This is a genomic window from Rhizobium sp. 18055 (assembly GCF_902706285.1).
Lineage (GTDB): Bacteria > Pseudomonadota > Alphaproteobacteria > Rhizobiales > Rhizobiaceae > Rhizobium.
The window spans coordinates 1-15,671 of the sequence record NZ_CACSKD010000012.1 but is presented as its reverse complement, the minus strand read 5'-3'; the positions used below and the strand labels follow the sequence as shown (position 1 = coordinate 15,671).

12 protein-coding genes are annotated in these 15,671 nt (G+C 59.2%); 4 read left to right on the top strand and 8 right to left on the bottom strand.

The features are described from left to right. Positions 1–222: 222 nt before the first annotated feature. The 8 genes from GVL52_RS19445 to GVL52_RS19410 all read right to left on the bottom strand — a co-directional run bounded on the left by GVL52_RS19445 (position 223) and on the right by GVL52_RS19410 (position 12,703). Complete coding sequence (locus GVL52_RS19445; protein ID WP_160010169.1) at positions 223–1,533, bottom strand: cytochrome c; 1,311 nt, start codon at positions 1,531–1,533, stop codon at positions 223–225. Between the two features lie 11 nt (positions 1,534–1,544). Continuing rightward, positions 1,545–3,314, bottom strand: a complete 1,770-nt coding sequence (locus GVL52_RS19440) for a GMC family oxidoreductase (protein ID WP_160010167.1) — start codon at positions 3,312–3,314, stop codon at positions 1,545–1,547. A 5-nt stretch (positions 3,315–3,319) separates the two neighbouring features. Then, positions 3,320–4,021: a gluconate 2-dehydrogenase subunit 3 family protein gene (locus GVL52_RS19435; RefSeq protein ID WP_160010165.1), complete on the bottom strand. Its 702-nt coding sequence runs from the start codon at positions 4,019–4,021 to the stop codon at positions 3,320–3,322. A 609-nt stretch (positions 4,022–4,630) separates the two neighbouring features. Then, positions 4,631–5,848 (bottom strand): Wadjet anti-phage system protein JetD domain-containing protein, encoded by a 1,218-nt coding sequence (locus GVL52_RS19430; RefSeq protein WP_244619232.1) that lies wholly within the window; start codon positions 5,846–5,848, stop codon positions 4,631–4,633. Then, a complete protein-coding gene (locus GVL52_RS19425; protein WP_244619240.1) occupies positions 5,814–9,269 on the bottom strand; it encodes an SbcC/MukB-like Walker B domain-containing protein in 3,456 nt (1,151 codons plus the stop codon). Before GVL52_RS19425 ends, GVL52_RS19430 begins: the two co-directional genes overlap by 35 nt. Continuing rightward, positions 9,269–9,949, bottom strand: coding sequence for a DUF4194 domain-containing protein (locus GVL52_RS19420; protein ID WP_160010161.1), 681 nt, complete (start codon positions 9,947–9,949; stop codon positions 9,269–9,271). The genes GVL52_RS19425 and GVL52_RS19420 overlap by 1 nt, the downstream gene beginning before the upstream one ends. Continuing rightward, on the bottom strand, positions 9,939–11,393 hold the full coding sequence (locus GVL52_RS19415) for a Wadjet anti-phage system protein JetA family protein (RefSeq protein WP_244619231.1): 1,455 nt from the start codon (positions 11,391–11,393) through the stop codon (positions 9,939–9,941). Before GVL52_RS19415 ends, GVL52_RS19420 begins: the two co-directional genes overlap by 11 nt. A 392-nt stretch (positions 11,394–11,785) precedes the next feature. Continuing rightward, positions 11,786–12,703 carry a LysR family transcriptional regulator gene (locus tag GVL52_RS19410; protein ID WP_160010157.1) on the bottom strand — a complete coding sequence of 306 codons (918 nt, stop codon included), beginning with the start codon at positions 12,701–12,703 and terminating at the stop codon, positions 11,786–11,788. 179 nt (positions 12,704–12,882) lie between these two features. Between GVL52_RS19410 and GVL52_RS19405 the strand changes: the two genes are divergently transcribed. From GVL52_RS19405 to GVL52_RS19390, 4 genes are all read left to right on the top strand, one after another. Next, positions 12,883–14,112, top strand: coding sequence for an arabinose transporter (locus GVL52_RS19405; RefSeq protein ID WP_160010155.1), 1,230 nt, complete (start codon positions 12,883–12,885; stop codon positions 14,110–14,112). A gap of 2 nt (positions 14,113–14,114) precedes the next feature. Then, the gene (locus GVL52_RS19400; RefSeq protein WP_160010153.1) at positions 14,115–14,507 is read left to right on the top strand and encodes a DUF2255 family protein; all 393 of its coding nucleotides are present in this window, start codon (positions 14,115–14,117) and stop codon (positions 14,505–14,507) included. 58 nt (positions 14,508–14,565) lie between these two features. Further along, positions 14,566–15,132 (top strand): flavodoxin family protein, encoded by a 567-nt coding sequence (locus GVL52_RS19395; RefSeq protein ID WP_160010151.1) that lies wholly within the window; start codon positions 14,566–14,568, stop codon positions 15,130–15,132. Between the two features lie 74 nt (positions 15,133–15,206). Then, positions 15,207–15,602, top strand: a complete 396-nt coding sequence (locus tag GVL52_RS19390) for a carboxymuconolactone decarboxylase family protein (RefSeq protein WP_160010149.1) — start codon at positions 15,207–15,209, stop codon at positions 15,600–15,602. The last annotated feature ends 69 nt before the right edge of the window (positions 15,603–15,671 follow it).

Below are 15,671 nucleotides of genomic sequence, written 5' to 3'. Positions count from 1 at the left end.
TGACTGACAACTAAAATATCGCTCTGCCGGTGAATCGACAGTATGAGCCACCCCGGCCTGGCAACCCCGTCTGCCCGGCTTGTCTCTGCTCGCTAAGAGGCGAGCGGCAACCCTGCCGGTCCCCGGAACCCAATGCCGTTTGCGCGCAAGCCCGACTGAGCCAGTTGTTTCGGGAGCCCAGCGCCGGCAGCACGTGTTCGCGATGCCGGCGCCCTGATTTTATTAGTGCTTTTCCTCGCGCACCGGTGCAACGTCTGCGTTCGATACGGCAGGAGCCTTGTTGTGCCAGCCTTCGCGCAGGAACGTCGCAAGGGCAGCAACTTCGTCGTCGGACAGGCGGTCGTCGTAGCCCTGCATCCGAACCTTCATCGGGCGGTCGGCCGTCGACGGCAGTTCCGCACCATGCAGGATGACGCTGATCAGGCCCTTCGGTGATTTCGCCGTGACGAGCGAGTTGCCATCGAGTTCCGGGAATATTTCCCCGGCGCCCTTGCCGTTGACGGCGTGGCAGGCTGCGCAGTTGTCGATGTAGAGACGCGGCCCGAGCGGCATGTCCGCCTTGGCGTCCGTCAACATTTTCTCGGTATCGTTAGCCTCGACCTTGGCCGGGGCCGCACCGTCATGACCGCCGCTGCCGATCGTCTTGAGGTACGTGGCAATCGCCATGTTGTCCTCATGCGTCATGTACTGCAGCGAGTCGCGAACGACGAGCATCATTTCGCCGGTTGCCGTCGAGTGGGCGTTGCGGGCAGTCGCCAGATAGGCGGCGGTCTGTTCGGTGCTCCACGTCTGCGGGCCGCTTTGCGGTCCACGAAGATCGGGAGCGCTGAAGCCATCGATCTCGCCGCCGGAAAGGAAGGCCTGATCCTTTTCGTTGGAACCGGACTGCATCATCAGCGGGTTGCGTGGGCTGTGGCATGCGGCGCAATGGCCGGTGCCCTGGACCAGATAGGCACCACGGTTGAACTGGGCATCTCCATCGGCAGCCGGCTGGAAGCCCGCCTTGCCCAGTGCCAGCCAGTTCCAGGCGCGAAGACCGAAGCGCATGTTGAAAGGAAACGCGAGCTTGGTTTCCGCAACCGCGTTCGAAATCGGCTGCACGTCCTTCATGAAGTAATCATAAAGGGCGCGGATATCCTCTTCCGACAGCTTGCGATAGCTGTCGTAGGGCATGGCCGGATAGAGGTGCGCACCATGCTTGTCGACACCGTCGTAGAGGGCGGCGCGGAAGTCGGCGAGCGTATAGGTGCCGATGCCGGTTTCCTTGTCGGGCGTGATGTTGGTGGTGTAGATCGTGCCCATCGGGCTCTGGATGGCACGGCCACCGGCGAAAGGCTTGCCGCCCTCTGCCGTATGACAGGCCATGCAGTCCGATGCCCGCATGACATATTCACCGGCGCCCTTCGGGGGCTGGTAGTCGGCTGCGAGTTCGGTGACCGGGCCGGTTCGTTGAACCGGCACGAAGATGAAGGCGACGAGGGCGATAACGCCGAGAACGACCAGCGCAAGGATCGTGCGAAGAAAGGTTTTCATCGTCGCTCTCCTTATGCCAGCGGCCGTGGGTTGGGCAGGTAATCCTTGCGGATGTGATGCGCCGCCCAATAGGCCAGAGCGCCGACCATGCCGGTCGGGTTGTACTGCGTGTTCTGCGGGAAGGCGCTGGCACCCAGGACGAAGACGTTATGCGCGTCCCAGGACTGGAGATACCGGTTGACGACCGAGGTCTTGCGGTCGTCGCCGGTGACGGTGCCGCCGGTGTTGTGGGTCGTCTGGTAAGGACGCACGTCGAACATCGCGCCTTCCTTCTTGAAGCCGGCCTGCGCAATGTCGGGGTTCATCGACTTCACGATCGGCTCCATCTTCGACTTCATGAACTCCATCATCTTGATGTCGTTGTTTTTCCAGTTGAAGGTCATGCGCATCAGCGGGCGACCATGGCGATCCTTGTAGGTCGGATCGAGATCGAGGTAGTTGTCGCGGTAAGACATCAGCGAGCCGTGCGCACCGATCGACATCGCATGGCCGTACCAGTCGCCGATGCCCTTCTTCCATCCCGCACCCCAGCTTGGCGTGTCGGCCGGAAGCGGCATGCTGTGGCCCGGCTGGCCATTGCTCTGGCCAGCACGCCAGTAGGCGCCGCCGATGAAGCCTTCCTTGCCGAAGTCGATATTGTCCATGCCGTAATCGTCGATGCAGAAGCCGTTGGCACCGGTGCCGATGAACGGATTGAACTCTTCGTCCTTGAAGAACATCGTGTAGCCGCCGAGCATCTGGTAGGCGTAGTTGCGACCGACGACACCTTCACCGGTGTTGGGGTCGTAAGGCTGGCCGATCTTCGACAGCAGCATCAGGTGGACATTGTTCAGCGAGAAGGCCGAGAGGATGACCAGGTCGGCCGGCTGGAAGACGTTTTCGCCGGTCTTGTGGTCGAAATAGGTGACGCCGGTGGCGGTCTTGCCGTCGGCGGCCATCTCGACGCGCAGCACTTCTGCATTGACGCGGTATTCAAAGTTCTTCTTGCGCTTCAACGCATCGATGATCGCCGTCTGCGGCGAGGACTTCGAATAGTTGTAGCAGCCGTAGCGCTCGCAGAAGCCGCAGTGATTGCACGGGCCCATCTGCATGTTGTATTCGTTCACATAGGCTTGCGAGGCGATGCCGCCCGGAGCCGGGAACGGGTGACAGCCGGCAGCCTTGGCCGCGTCACGGAACTTGACGGCGTCCCAGGTCGTCGGCATTGGCGGCATCGGGTAGTCGCGCGAGCGCGGTGCCTCGAACGGGTTGCCGCCTTCGATGATCTTGCCGTTGAGATTGCCGGCCTGGCCGGAAATGCCGGCGACGTATTCGAAGCGCTCGAAATGCGGCTCCAGCTCTTCATAGGTCATCGGATAGTCCTGGATCGTCATGCCCTCAGGAATGACGCCGGCGCCGAACTTTTCGGTCGCATAGGACTTCAGACGGTATTCCGACAGCATCGGACGCCAGTTCAGGCCATTCCAGTGCGTGCCAGCACCACCGACGCCGGTGCCGAGCAGGAAGGTGCCGAGGCTGCGATAGGGCAGCGCGGTCTCGTCGAGCGAACGACGGATCGAAACCGTCGTGTTCGCCGGTTTCTCCATCATCCCGTAGCGAATGCCGTATTTCAGTTCGTCGATCATCTCCGGGTACTGGAAATCCGGAACGGTGGCCTGATCGTTGCCGCGCTCGAGGGCGAGGATTTCGAGGCCTTCATTGGCAAGCTCGATGCCCATGATCGCGCCGGTCCAGCCGAAGCCGACGAGGACGACGTCTTTTTTCTTTTCTGTGCGTGTCATGGCGCTTAAGCCCTTTCGCCTTTGATGGAGACCGGGCCGAGCGGATACTTGACGTTATGCTTGCCGACCCATTCCTTGTAGGAGCCGCGGGCGCCGGGGAAGCCGATATATTTCCAGGCCTGCATGCCGTGGTTGCCGCCATACATCGGATCGGAGAAATAGCCTTCCTTGGTGTTGCCAAGCAGGATGGTGAAGAACTCGCGCAGCTCAGGCTTGATCTTCATCTCGTCCTTCTGCAGCGAGGTCAGCGCCTTGTCCTGGGTGGCGCCGTCGAGTTCGGCAAAGATCTTGCCGTGCGTCGCCTTGCACCATTCGTCGAACACCGGGATCGCCTGCTGGTAGATCTCCAGCGGGTTGAGCGGCGTCTGCCAGCCGCGCAGCGGGCTGGCTGCTGCGTCGTGCGGGCCCTGCATGTACCAGGCAGACGCCTTGCCGAAATCACCGGCGAGCTGCTTGTCGATGAACACGGGCACGCGCGCCTCGATCGCGCCGGGGCCATCGCCTTCGGACGGGATCAAACGTGCTGTCGCTGCCATGACGAAGGCCCACTCCGTGGGCTTGAGACAGTCTGGCTTGTAGTCGGCGAGCGGGACGGGGGCTGGTGGCTCTTCGGCCTTGACCGGAACGGCAATGCCGGCGATGGCCGCGGTCGCCGCCGATGCTTTCAGGAAGCTTCGGCGGGACGGCAGACCCGGAAGATCTCTCATGATTGGCTCCTTTGTGGCTGTGGGAGGCAGCCACCGGGTTTTGCTGAGGCGTCAATTCAGCGCGGGGCAATTTGACGCTGGCGGCTTATGCCCGCTGCGAAGCAGTGACAAGGACCGTTAGGATGAAAACGGTTCTGAATTGTTCAAAAATGGGTAGATTTTTGCACATGTTCAAAGAATTTTGACAGTGACATGCCATCATAGCCACATATGTGGAATTATATACTCAACATTACGGAATCAAAATGCGAAGGCCTGCCCACAAAAGCGGCCCTCTTCGCAAAAGCGTCTGACGACGTAACGCACGAATGTCGACGGCAATCACCCACTTCGATCGCCGGTCGCGCTACTGCGCAGGAGTTGGCACCATTGACAGGATGAGGGTTCAAAGGCGTTTAGCGACCCCGTGGCCGCCTTATCCGTAACGCGAGACGGCCCGGTGGAATGCTCCACGCGAGCTGTTCTGTTTCGAAGCTGGTCGGATATTACAAATGGTTGGTTGCGGGGTCTGATGGCATGGAGGCTTGACAACGTATTTTTTAAGAATTTGCGAATTTTATTCGCCTTTGAGCTCTGATCGACAGGACCCTTTCCTCTTAGGGGAACTTATCAATCTGCTTTCAACCAATTAGGAATCTGAGGGTCAATCTGCTCTTGTTCCATAATTTTTGCTCCCGGTTCCGCAAAATAATTAGCAAGATCGGATATCAGTGAGTGGGACGCCTCGTTTCGCCGCAGCCTGGAATACCCAGCCAATGGCTCCCCGTACTCTTCTGCGAGTTCACGCGACATCAGATGCGGGCGCAGAACACGCCCTAACTCACGTTCGATGGTGCGAAAGATCCATGTGCCGTCCGGGTCGATATCCGACCAATGGAAAAATGGCACGGTCAGAGGGAGAATGGTCCCCAGTTCCGAGAGCGCTTTTTGTGTCGCCAGAGAAGGGTATCCGCCGACATAAAGCGTGAGCCCGACCCGATCCGGATCCGCCTCCAGGACGTGCCGGTTGAAGCTCGCGAAATTCTCGATCGTTAGGACGTAAGCGGGCAATCTGTCGAAACCTATCCGCATCATCGCGGTCGGCGGAATACCCAGATATGGCAGCGATGGTGAAACCGGTTGCCGGTCAAGCAGAAACGCGCCGGACAGCAGCAGTGGCGGGCCAAAACGCTCCAGGCCAAGAGCTGCGAAAGCCGCCCGCGCATTGCTTGACGGCGGAACATCGACGACCGATCCGATCAGCCGCAGTACCGGACCCTCCAACCTTTCCAGCGCCTTGCTGTTGGCAACGGTCCGCCGCGAAAACGTACGATAATCCAGGCCGCGGTGGGATCCGTCCAGCATGGCCTGGGCAAGCATGATGGCGGTGCGCATCAATACCGCGTCATCGCGCCCCAGGGAGGCCCAAGTTCTATTTCGCGACCATGCATCGATAGCGGCAAGAACAGCCTCACGGAGCTTCGGATGCAGATCCAACCCATCCAGCATGGCTTCGCCGACACCCGCGGCCGCCTCGCGCGCCGGTATCCGATCCAGAAAGCGGTATAGCGAAGGAGCGTCGGCCAGCCTGACAAACTTGAGTTCCGCACGTCGTCGCCCGACACCCCAGACACGCTCGACACAACCGGCACGCTCGGCCTCGGCAGTTGCCCTGGCAAACGTATCGCTCGCCGTGACGCTTAGGAATGCATCATGATCGGGATAACCGACCGGCTGCGCCGTGCCCGCTTCGAAACGATCGAGCAGGTCGTTAAGCAGGCCGGCTGCCGTCTCGAATTTACGCGCCACCAGCTTATTCCGCCGCCATCCGTGCGACGATTTCGTCATCGCTCAATGTCTCCGGGTCCATGGCAAGAAGTTCGTCCCGGGCACGTTGACCGACATAGACCGTATCCGCAGACGATTGCTCGCCGATGCGGTCTATCTCGACCAGAGTATGCATATAACCGCTGATGGTTGCCTTCTTTTCCAAAGGCGCGGCAATCACCACCTGCAGGCCGAGCTCGGCGTAGAACGACATCATGGCTCGCTGGTTCTTACCATCCATCTTCGAGAACGCTTCGTCGAACAATGCTGGCGACATGCCTCTTGCGCCACCACGCAACCCGGAACTGCCGTATACGGCTGCAAGCGACGCACCGATGGCGACATAGAGAGGCACCTGCTGTTCGGCACCCGAACCCGTATTCCGCCGTGTTTCCCAGCGCGTCCTCGACTTGGTCCGGACATCCTCCATATGGATCTCGAACGTATAGAAATTTCTGTAGTCCTCGAATGCCGAGACATCCTTGTCTGGATCCTCCAGCAATTGCTCGACCGCGTTGATCGTGTCCTTGTGCGGGAAATCGTCGGGCATGTCAGGCTTGAACAGGGCATCGAGGGCGTCGTCGGAAATCCTGCTGATTTCGATGATTTTTAGGATCGGCAGGAATTCGGCCTCCGCAGACCGATGGAAAGAGTAGATCTCGTAGTGAAACGGATGTCCCTTCAGGCTGCGGTTAAGCGCCTCGATATCACGCTCCATCTTTGAGACGCGCGTGTTGAGAGCGTTGACAAACTCGCCGCGAAACAGGACAGAGGCGCGCTCCGAGGCTTCACGCGCCCTGTCTTCGTAACGCCGCAGTTCATTGCTCTCGATTTCGTCGATCAGTTGATCCATCCATGGCTTAATGTCGGTCAGTAGCGGGCTTTCGGGGCCGACCTGCGAGCTCACGCCAAATTTCGCGTTGTTGAAATATTCCCGCAACGTGCGGCGGGTTTCCAACTCGGCGATACGGTTTCGCTCAGCCGCTCGCGTGGCCTCTTCTGTCGATTGATGACCCAATTTACGATGCGCAGCAGCTTCAAAACGCGCCGTCTGACCGCTCAGGACCGAAGCGGGAGATCGCGAGCTTCTCAGCAGAACCAGTTTTTCGCGATAGGCAGCGGAGCCTTCCGGATAATTGTAAAGCTTGCGGAACGCGTGATACAGGGTTCGAGCCACTTTCAGGTTTGAGGCCGAACCTTCCATACCATCGCCGCCCTTGAGGTTGCGCTCCCCCGCTTCCGCATCGACACGATATTTCCCGACGCGATCCTCGATCGCCCGCAATTCCGCTTCCTTGCGGCCAAGAAAGCCTTCCTGCCCCAGAAGCCGGTCCCGAAGCCCATCATCACCGGCGGCGTCGATGGCATCGACCTTCATCTGAGCATCGGTTTTCCGCATCCTGCAATCATCGATACCGTCGAGCATATCTGCCAGCCAGTCGGCATCCGGCCGCGACGAGGCATCAAGCGTTGCGACGACACGCGCCAGGAGGCGATCCTCGCGGTGCAGTTCGGACAGGATTGTGCCCTTGCTGGCGAATTCTTCCTGCAGATTACGCAGGTGATCGGCTTGTGCAGACTTGCCGATCTTATGCTCGCGAGGATTGATCGACCTGTGACTGCGGACCAATCCGTCATCGTAAAGACCGTCCTGCATCAGCGCGCGGCCGGGCAGATTGAAGTGCTCGAGTGTAAGCGCGAGTCGTACATTGCCGTACCGCCGCTGCAAAAATGCACCCGCGTCCGGATCTTCCGTCCTGAAGATGGTTGGGAATGTTGACGCCTGCGGATGATCTCGAAACTCGGCAAGCTTGTTCAAGCTGACGAGCGACGCTCCTCGAAAATCCCGTCGCCCATCACGAAACAGCGCAGTCGCTTCCTGGATATGACGTCTTTCGACAAACACGGCTTCCCTGTCGCGGCCAAGCAGGGCTTCCGCAGCATTGGTCCAGCCTGGATCGATGATTTCCAGCAAGTCGCACAAAGGGCGCGCATCCATGCCCTGACTTTCGAGCTTTCGCAGCAGGGATCTCGTGTCCGGCGAGAGGTACGTGGAAAATCCGGGTTCATGCGCCTGCATCAATGCCTTGTGGAGATCAGCAATCTCGTTCTCCAGCGGGACGATCTGCGCCGCGACGGCTCGGCGGCGTTTTTCGACTTTTTCAAGGATATCGGCAGCTTTCACTCTCAACTCATGCTCTGCCCGCCTGAGCGCGGACCGATCACTGTCGCGCAACACCGCCAGCGTACAATAGACTTTAACGATCGCCGCCTCATCGAACCCATGAATTATGTCGGCGAGATCGGCCGCCGCCCTGCGCCGCTTATCGACATCCCTAGCCAGCCGGTCATGTTCCGCCGCGACGCCTCTCAAAGTTTCCAGCCATTGGTCGCGGCCGGATTTGGCAGCGTGGATCGCAATCGCCTTGGTTAGGCGGGAGATCTCCTGCCTAGCCTCTTTGATACCCTCGAGTGCGATATCCCTGTCTTCACTTTCCGCATCGATAAAACGCCTCGCTTCGGCAATCTCTTGCTTGATCGCCTGGTTTTCCGCACGCGACGCCAGCCAACGCGCGCGGCGGGCAAGCCAATTAGCCAGATCCTTTTGATGTAGACTGTCCGCGAAGGCCAACACCTGTATCCTGATTTCCTTGAGGGCCTCGAGTTTCTCGCGCAAGGTGACAATTGTGGCACTGACACCGCGATAGGTCTCAATGGAACTGCGCAATTCACCGATCTTGATCGGGTTTTCCTCCAGGATGAAACGACGAACGAACTCCGTGGCGGAGTATCCCTGATTGAGCGTCATCGCATTGACGATGGCTTTCAGCAATGACGTGGCGCTCTGTTCGGCATTGGGCATGCTCGGCACGAGCCGCCGCATATACTCGCGGACGAAATCGATCGCCTTGTCGCGATGGTTGATGAAGTTTGCTGGGCCAACGGAGGCAATCGTACGCGCCTTGACGTCATCCCAAGAGGCGGCATAGCTGCCTTCTTCCCGTGTCTCGGTGAAATCGGCGGTCGTCAGCAATTTGCCGATGCAGACAAAACGCCCAAGGATTGTCTCTGACGCCTCAGTCTGGCGCGCCTCTATCGCCAGGCCGATCGTTACCGGAGGTCTTTTGTTGTCCTTGTCCTCGAAACCGAGAGCAATATAGGTGATGGTTTCCGCCCGCCGGACATCTCCATCGCCGAGCGTTCCAAGGCAATAACTCAGCACTGTGCGTTTTGACGCCGTCCGCCCCTTGCCACCTTCCCCAGCCACGGCATTCAGTTTGAGATATTGCCGGCTTGCACCTGACAGAACCACCTGCACCATGTCGAGGATTGTGGATTTTCCGGATCGGTTTTCCCCGAGGATCCCGAAATTGCCGCGAACCTCGATGTCTTCGACGTCGAACAGGTCCCAATTGACCAATGTCAGTCGTCGCAATTCCATCATGTGATATTGTCCCCGGTGACGGCTATATCGGTCGTGGCAGCGGCAGGAACCGGGCGTGCACGCGTGCGCTGCTCCTCGCTTTTCACATAAGTTTCCAGACGGGCAAGGGCGTCGGCGCCGCTAATGAACTTGATCATCGGCCGAATTTCGATTTCGCGGTCCTGCGCGTCATGATCAAAATCGCCAATCCATATAAGATTGCGTGCCGCGACATCCTTGAGCAGGTCGAAGAAGCGCGATGCCGCGAGCATCGGCTTGGCTGCACCTTGCAGCATATCCCTGTAGCGATCGTGGAGGACATTGACGGTCGTGACGGCAATCGCTCGGTCGATCAGATTGCCAACATCGGCTTCCTCCTGCCAATGGCTGCCAAGCACCAGAACGGCGATGGTTTCATCGATCCGCATTTTCGGAACGGACGCGACATCGTCATCCTCGAACAGAATTCCGACCCATTGCTCATCCGCGTTTCTCTGGACGCGGTAACCGATGCTGTCGAAAAAATCGTCGGCAATGCGCCGGAAACGGTTGTCTGTGAGAGTATTGTAGATCGTTGCCACACCACGGTCGCCGGAATAGGCGAACTGGTGCCGCAACAGATAGCGGCATGCCTTTTTCAGATCCGCTGCTTTTTCGATACCGAAGCTCGCCTCGACCTGCTCGAATTCACTCAGCATGCCGAGCCTCCCTGTGTGACGGGACGCCGATATGGCGGATGGAGAAATTGCTGCAACGGAGCCATTCGCAATCATGCGGTTCGCTGTTCGGCAGGTATTCCAGTGCGAACTGAGTGGAGATGGGGCTCGGTATTTCCCGTGTCAGCGCATACCGTCGTACCGCGTCGAAGGCAAGGAAATCATCGACACTCCCGATCGTGATAAACCGGGCCTCCACCGTGTGGTGGGAGGCGACGGTTCGGGCCAGAAACTGGCGGACCCGCTCAGGCGAGGGCGAGATGCGATCGAGGTAATCGGCGCGCATGCGCTTTCGGAAGGCGTAGACCGGATCGTATGGACGCTGGGCGAGAGGCCTCGCTGCAATCGGCAACCTGGCTTGCCGTTGCGGCGCAAGCTGACCTTGCGACCAGGGTATAAAAACCCGCTCTACCGCGGCAGGGACTGTCGGTTCCGCATATTGACCGGGATTGGCGGCCAACAAGGCTTCCAGGCGTCCGACAAGGCCTCGCGCGCGGGACGACAGTCCGCGCTCGCCCTGCTCGGCGTATTTGACCGTGTTCCGCAACCGCGTCTCAAGTGCGCGGCGAAACTGGGCGATACGCTCGAACATCTCACCGACCGTATCAAACGTCGTCTCGATGGAAAGAAGGTCGCTGACCGCCTCTTCGCGGGCCTGTTGGATATCCTTTGCGATACCGATTTCCAGATAGCCCTCCGCAATGATCGGAACGAGGTCGGCAGAATAGGAAATGCGCCGAGCCGTGCCCACGATCTGATCGCGGAAACGATAGGGATGGTTGAAGGTCAGGATCGCCTGGAAATCCTTCAGGATGAGTTCGCCGATGAACTCTTCGAAATAGGTGTCCATCTTCTGGCGAATATCTTCCGACTCCATCAGGGATTTGCGGATGCGGCGGAGATCCGACAGGATAGCCCGCAGCGTCTTGACGAACTGCCCCGCCTGAACCCGCGCCTCGCGAAGCACATGCGCGGCGTTTGACCGCGGCTTATCGCGGTTTTCCGACGACAGTTTCTCGACCAGCTCAAGGCTCGCCTTGATGTGGACGACCAGCCCACCGAACCGCTGCGACACGTCCGACTTCAGGCTTGAAAGCCGTTGAACCACCAGAAGCGCGCCCATTGGCATATCGGTCGTCACCTTCAGACCGTACTCTTCCTCCTCAAGCCAGCCTGTGCGCACCAGGCCCTGATAGACCTGCTGTGCAGCCTTCAGCGCCCTGTCTCCAGCCTCGTCGCCATGACCTGCAAACTTCAGCCGGCGGCGCCCCTTCGAGACCACTTCCGGCAACCCTTCGGCTGGATCATCCGCATCAAGAAGCAGTTCCGGCCGACGGGCAATCACGTCGTAAATCGCGTGAATCAGTTCCTGAGGTGTGGGGAAGACCGCCCCGCTCGAGAAAAAGCGGTCATAGACTTCAAGCAACGCGGCCTCATAGAGGTAGCGATGCTTTCGAGAAAATACGAGAAACGCATCATCACTAAGATATCTAAACAATGACATTGTTTATGAACCGTCAAGTCAACGACAATAAACCTAAGGTAGCAACTGAAGTTCATAATTAAAACAGAAAATTCTCAAAACGGCGAATTGTTACATTTGACGTAGGTCGGACGTCTTGGCGAATGCTTCTATTCGCCACCGCGGCCTCGAAATACTGTTGGTTTACCCAGGCGATCACCGGCTGACATTTCTGATTGTATTGAACGAGCATTTCCGTAACCGGTGCTCCGCTCCCACGTTGTCCCATCCGCCCTGATCTGTGATCGCATTTCTCGGACGAGCAACGGGAGTTTCTCCATGGAGGGTGCAGACCGTTAGCCTTGGTCTTTCTGCTTCAGGGGATGGTCAGCCTTCAAGGCTTCCACCAGCATCGTGAACGCCGGGGAAGGATGTCTCCGCGACGGATAGTAGAGGTGATAGCCGGGAAAGGGCTGTGACCAGTCGTCGAGGACGCGGATCAAACGGCCATCGTCAATGTATTTTCGAACGACGTCTTCGTGGACGAAGGCCAATCCATAACCGTCGAGCGCGGCCTGGATCAATTGCGGCACGCCGTTGAATGCTACCTGACCATCGACCCTCACGCGCACTTCCTGTCCATCGCGTTCGAATTCCCAGGCGTAGAAACCGCCATAGCTCGGAAGACGGATGTTGATGCAGCGGTGGGCCGTCAGCTCCTGCGGGGTTGCCGGCGGGGGCATCTCTTTGAAACAGGATGGCGCTGCCACGACGATCATCCGGGCCAGCGGCCCGATGCGGACGGCGATCATATCCTTCTCGACCTGATCGCCCAGCCGGACCCCGGCGTCGAAGCGGTCGGCGACGATGTCGGTCATGGCGGAGTCCGCGACCAGTTCGACCTTGATATCAGGATAGTCGCGAAGGAACGTCGAAAGCTTCGGCCAGAGCAGGGTTTCGATCGCATGTTCCCCGGCCGTGATCCGGAAGCTTCCGGCAGGTTTGTCCCGGAATTCGCTGAGCGCCGACAGTTGTGCCTCGATGTTGCCAAGTGCGGGGCTGAGGGTGGAAAGCAGTTGCTCCCCGGCGGCAGTCGGAGCAAGACTTCGCGTCGTGCGCGTCAGCAGGCGGAGGCCAAGCCGCTCTTCCAGGCGCTTGATGATCAGACTCAGTGATGACTGCGATGTTCCCAGGCGGGCCGCCGCCTTGGTGAAGCTTTTCTCTTCGGCAACAGCCAGGAAGGCCATGAGGTCACCGAGTTCTTCCCGCTTCATTCATTGATCTCCGATATAAGTTCAATCTCACATTAGCGTCTAATCGAGATAAATGGAACGGACTATATTCTCCGTATAGGCGACAGCTTTTTGTTGCCCATGGAGATGGCCATGAAGTTCAGGCACGGTGCAATGGAAACACGAAGCGATACCGGAGCTGCCCTTGGTCCGTCGGTTCCATGAGTACGCTATCGCCCAGTGTCGCTCCCGAGACCGGGCCGCTTCGGACCTCAAGCAGCGACTTCAGGTCTGTGCTGTTGATCATGTTCGGCGTCTTCGTTGCCTTCTTCGTCACAGGGCTGGCCATGCCAGTCCTGCCGCTCTTCGTCCACAATGGCCTTGGAATGAGCGCCCTTGTCGTGGGCTTCGTGACCGGCAGCCAATTTGCTGCGGCGCTGATCTCGCGCGTCTGGTCCGGTAATTTCGCCGACAGCCGTGGCGGCAAGCCTGCCATGGTGGCGGGACTGTTGGCTGCGATCCTGGCGGGTGTGTTTTACCTGGCTTCAATGCCGTTCGTTGGCACACCGTCCGTCGCGGTAGGCCTGCTGTTGCTCGGCCGGGCGATCCTCGGCGGGGCGGAAGGTTTCATCATCACCGGCTGCTTCAGTTGGAGCCTGATGATCCTCGGGCCGAAGAGCACAGGCAGGATCATGTCCTGGATCGGCATCGCGATGTACGGAGCCTTCGCCATCGCGGCTCCGATCGGTGCGGAACTCTACGCCCATTTCGGCTTCGTCGCGATCGGGCTTGGCACATTGTTGCTGCCGCTGGCCAGCCTGCTGCTGATTGTGCCCATGCAGTTCTCGGCTCCTGCGCCACAGACGCGGTCGTCCTTCATCGAGGTGATGGGTGCCGTCTGGCTTCCGGGCATCGGCCTTGCTCTGGCCAGCGTCGGGTTCGCCGCGGTCAACGCATTCATTTCGCTCCTGTTCGCCGAGCGAGGCTGGGGACCGATCTGGCTGGTCTTCACCTTCTATTCCGGAGCCTTCATGCTGTCCCGCGTGCTATTCGGTCACCTGACCGACAAGGTCAACCCAAGCAGGCTCGCGCTGATCTGTATCACAGTCGAGGCTACAGGGCAGGCTCTCGTTTGGCTGGCACCGCGACCCGAAATCGCCTTCATTGGCGTGGCTCTCACCGGATTTGGCTATTCCCTCATCCACCCGTCCTTCGGCGTCACGGCGGTCCGTCAATCGCCTCCGCAGAGCCGAAGCCTCGCCATGGGTGCCTACACCGTATGCCTCGACCTGGCGCTTGCCGTGGCGGCCCCCCTTCTGGGTCTCGTCGGCGGAAGTGTTGGGCTGGCCAGCGTCTATCTGACCAGCACCGTTTTCGTCGCCTGCTCGGGCATCGTCGCCATCGTGCTGCTGCGCGGTCGGCCGGACGCAACAAATCAGGAAAGGGCATAGCCATGGAATGGTTGGAAGCCGAACTCGCCCGGATCGCCACGACTGACGATCTGCATATCTCTCCACTTCGGGACGACGGCACTACCTACGGAACGCCGACCTGGATTTGGTCGGTTGTCGTCGAGGATGTGCTCTATGTCCGAGCGTACAATGGCCAGAGGTCTCGCTGGTATCAGGCCGCGATCAAGCAGAAGGCCGGGCGTATTATCGCTGCAGGCATGACCATTGACGTTGGCTTCGAGCCTGTCGATGGAGCCGTCAATGAGGCCATCGATGAGGCCATCGATGAGGCTTACCGGGCCAAGTACGGCAACAGTTCGTATCTCGGCTCGATGATCAGCCCACGAGCCCGCGCCGCCACCGTCCGGATCGCGCCTTTCACGATCAAAGACTGATCATAACAAAACTCAGGCGGCATCGCGATGATCGGCGGCGCCAATGGAAGACACAAGAATGCTGATTTCAATCGTCTATGACAGCGGCTACGGGCACACGGCCAAACAGGCTCAGGCCATCGCCGACGGCGCAGCCAAGGTGCCGGATATCGAAGTGAATCTGGTCTCTGTCGCGGCTGGCACAGTCTCATGGGAGAAGCTCGAAGCCAGCGACGCCATCATCTTCGGGTCGCCAACCTATAACGGCATGATCAGCGCCCGCTTCAAGCAGTTCATGGAGGACTCGACCAAGATTGCATGGTTCGAGCAGAAGTGGCGCAACAAGCTGAGTGCCGGCTTCACCAACTCCGGCGCGCAGCACGGCGACAAGCTGAATTCGTTGATCTCCATGTCGCTGTTCGCCGCCCAGCACGGAATGATCTGGGTCGGCCTCGACCTGATGCCAGGCAACAGCAGCAGTACGGGCAGCCTCGAAGACCTCAATCGCCACGGAAGCTGGCTCGGCGCGATGGCGCAGTCCAACAACGATCAGGCGCCTGACGTCACGCCGGGCGATAGCGACCTTCGGACCGCCGCCCACCTTGGCCAGCGTGTCGCGGAAGTCGCGCTTCGTTTCAAGCACTAACACGGCTGCAGCACGCGGGCCTCGGTATCTGGCGTGCCGACCTTTCATCGAACAACAATCAGATTGGATGTGTCATGACGACCTCAAACTCTCCTCGCACAGCTTTGACCCTTGACGATGTGGCCAGTGTTTCTCCAGCGCTGGAAAATTTCACCAAGACCACAATCGTCAGTGAACTCTGGAGCCGGCCGGACCTTTCGCCACGGGACCGCGCCGTGGTGACGATTGCTGCACTGGTTGCCCGCAACCAGACGATTGGCATGCAACACTACTTCACCAAGGCCCTGGACAGCGGCGTTACGCCACCCGAAATCTCCGAGATCATCACGCACTTGGCTTTCTATTGCGGCTGGGGAAACGCCTTCTTCGCCGTCGAAGTGGTCAAAGACATCTTCGCGGAACGCGGTAGAAGTGGCTCGGGAAATCTGCACATTGGGGATAAGTGGAATTTCTGCCTGACTTCGGCTTAGATGCCGGGAACAGGAGATACCATGACGAGACGACCGCGCCGGAACCATAGCCCGGCTTTCAAGGCGAAG

Coding starts and splice junctions, on each gene's coding strand:
- GVL52_RS19445 (WP_160010169.1), bottom strand. CDS start 1,533: ATGAAAACCTTTCTTCGCACGATCCTTGCGCTGGTCGTTCTCGGCGTT.
- GVL52_RS19440 (WP_160010167.1), bottom strand. CDS start 3,314: ATGACACGCACAGAAAAGAAAAAAGACGTCGTCCTCGTCGGCTTCGGC.
- GVL52_RS19435 (WP_160010165.1), bottom strand. CDS start 4,021: ATGAGAGATCTTCCGGGTCTGCCGTCCCGCCGAAGCTTCCTGAAAGCA.
- GVL52_RS19430 (WP_244619232.1), bottom strand. CDS start 5,848: ATGACGAAATCGTCGCACGGATGGCGGCGGAATAAGCTGGTGGCGCGT.
- GVL52_RS19425 (WP_244619240.1), bottom strand. CDS start 9,269: ATGGAATTGCGACGACTGACATTGGTCAATTGGGACCTGTTCGACGTC.
- GVL52_RS19420 (WP_160010161.1), bottom strand. CDS start 9,949: ATGCTGAGTGAATTCGAGCAGGTCGAGGCGAGCTTCGGTATCGAAAAA.
- GVL52_RS19410 (WP_160010157.1), bottom strand. CDS start 12,703: ATGAAGCGGGAAGAACTCGGTGACCTCATGGCCTTCCTGGCTGTTGCC.
- GVL52_RS19405 (WP_160010155.1), top strand. CDS start 12,883: ATGAGTACGCTATCGCCCAGTGTCGCTCCCGAGACCGGGCCGCTTCGG.
- GVL52_RS19400 (WP_160010153.1), top strand. CDS start 14,115: ATGGAATGGTTGGAAGCCGAACTCGCCCGGATCGCCACGACTGACGAT.
- GVL52_RS19395 (WP_160010151.1), top strand. CDS start 14,566: ATGCTGATTTCAATCGTCTATGACAGCGGCTACGGGCACACGGCCAAA.
- GVL52_RS19390 (WP_160010149.1), top strand. CDS start 15,207: ATGACGACCTCAAACTCTCCTCGCACAGCTTTGACCCTTGACGATGTG.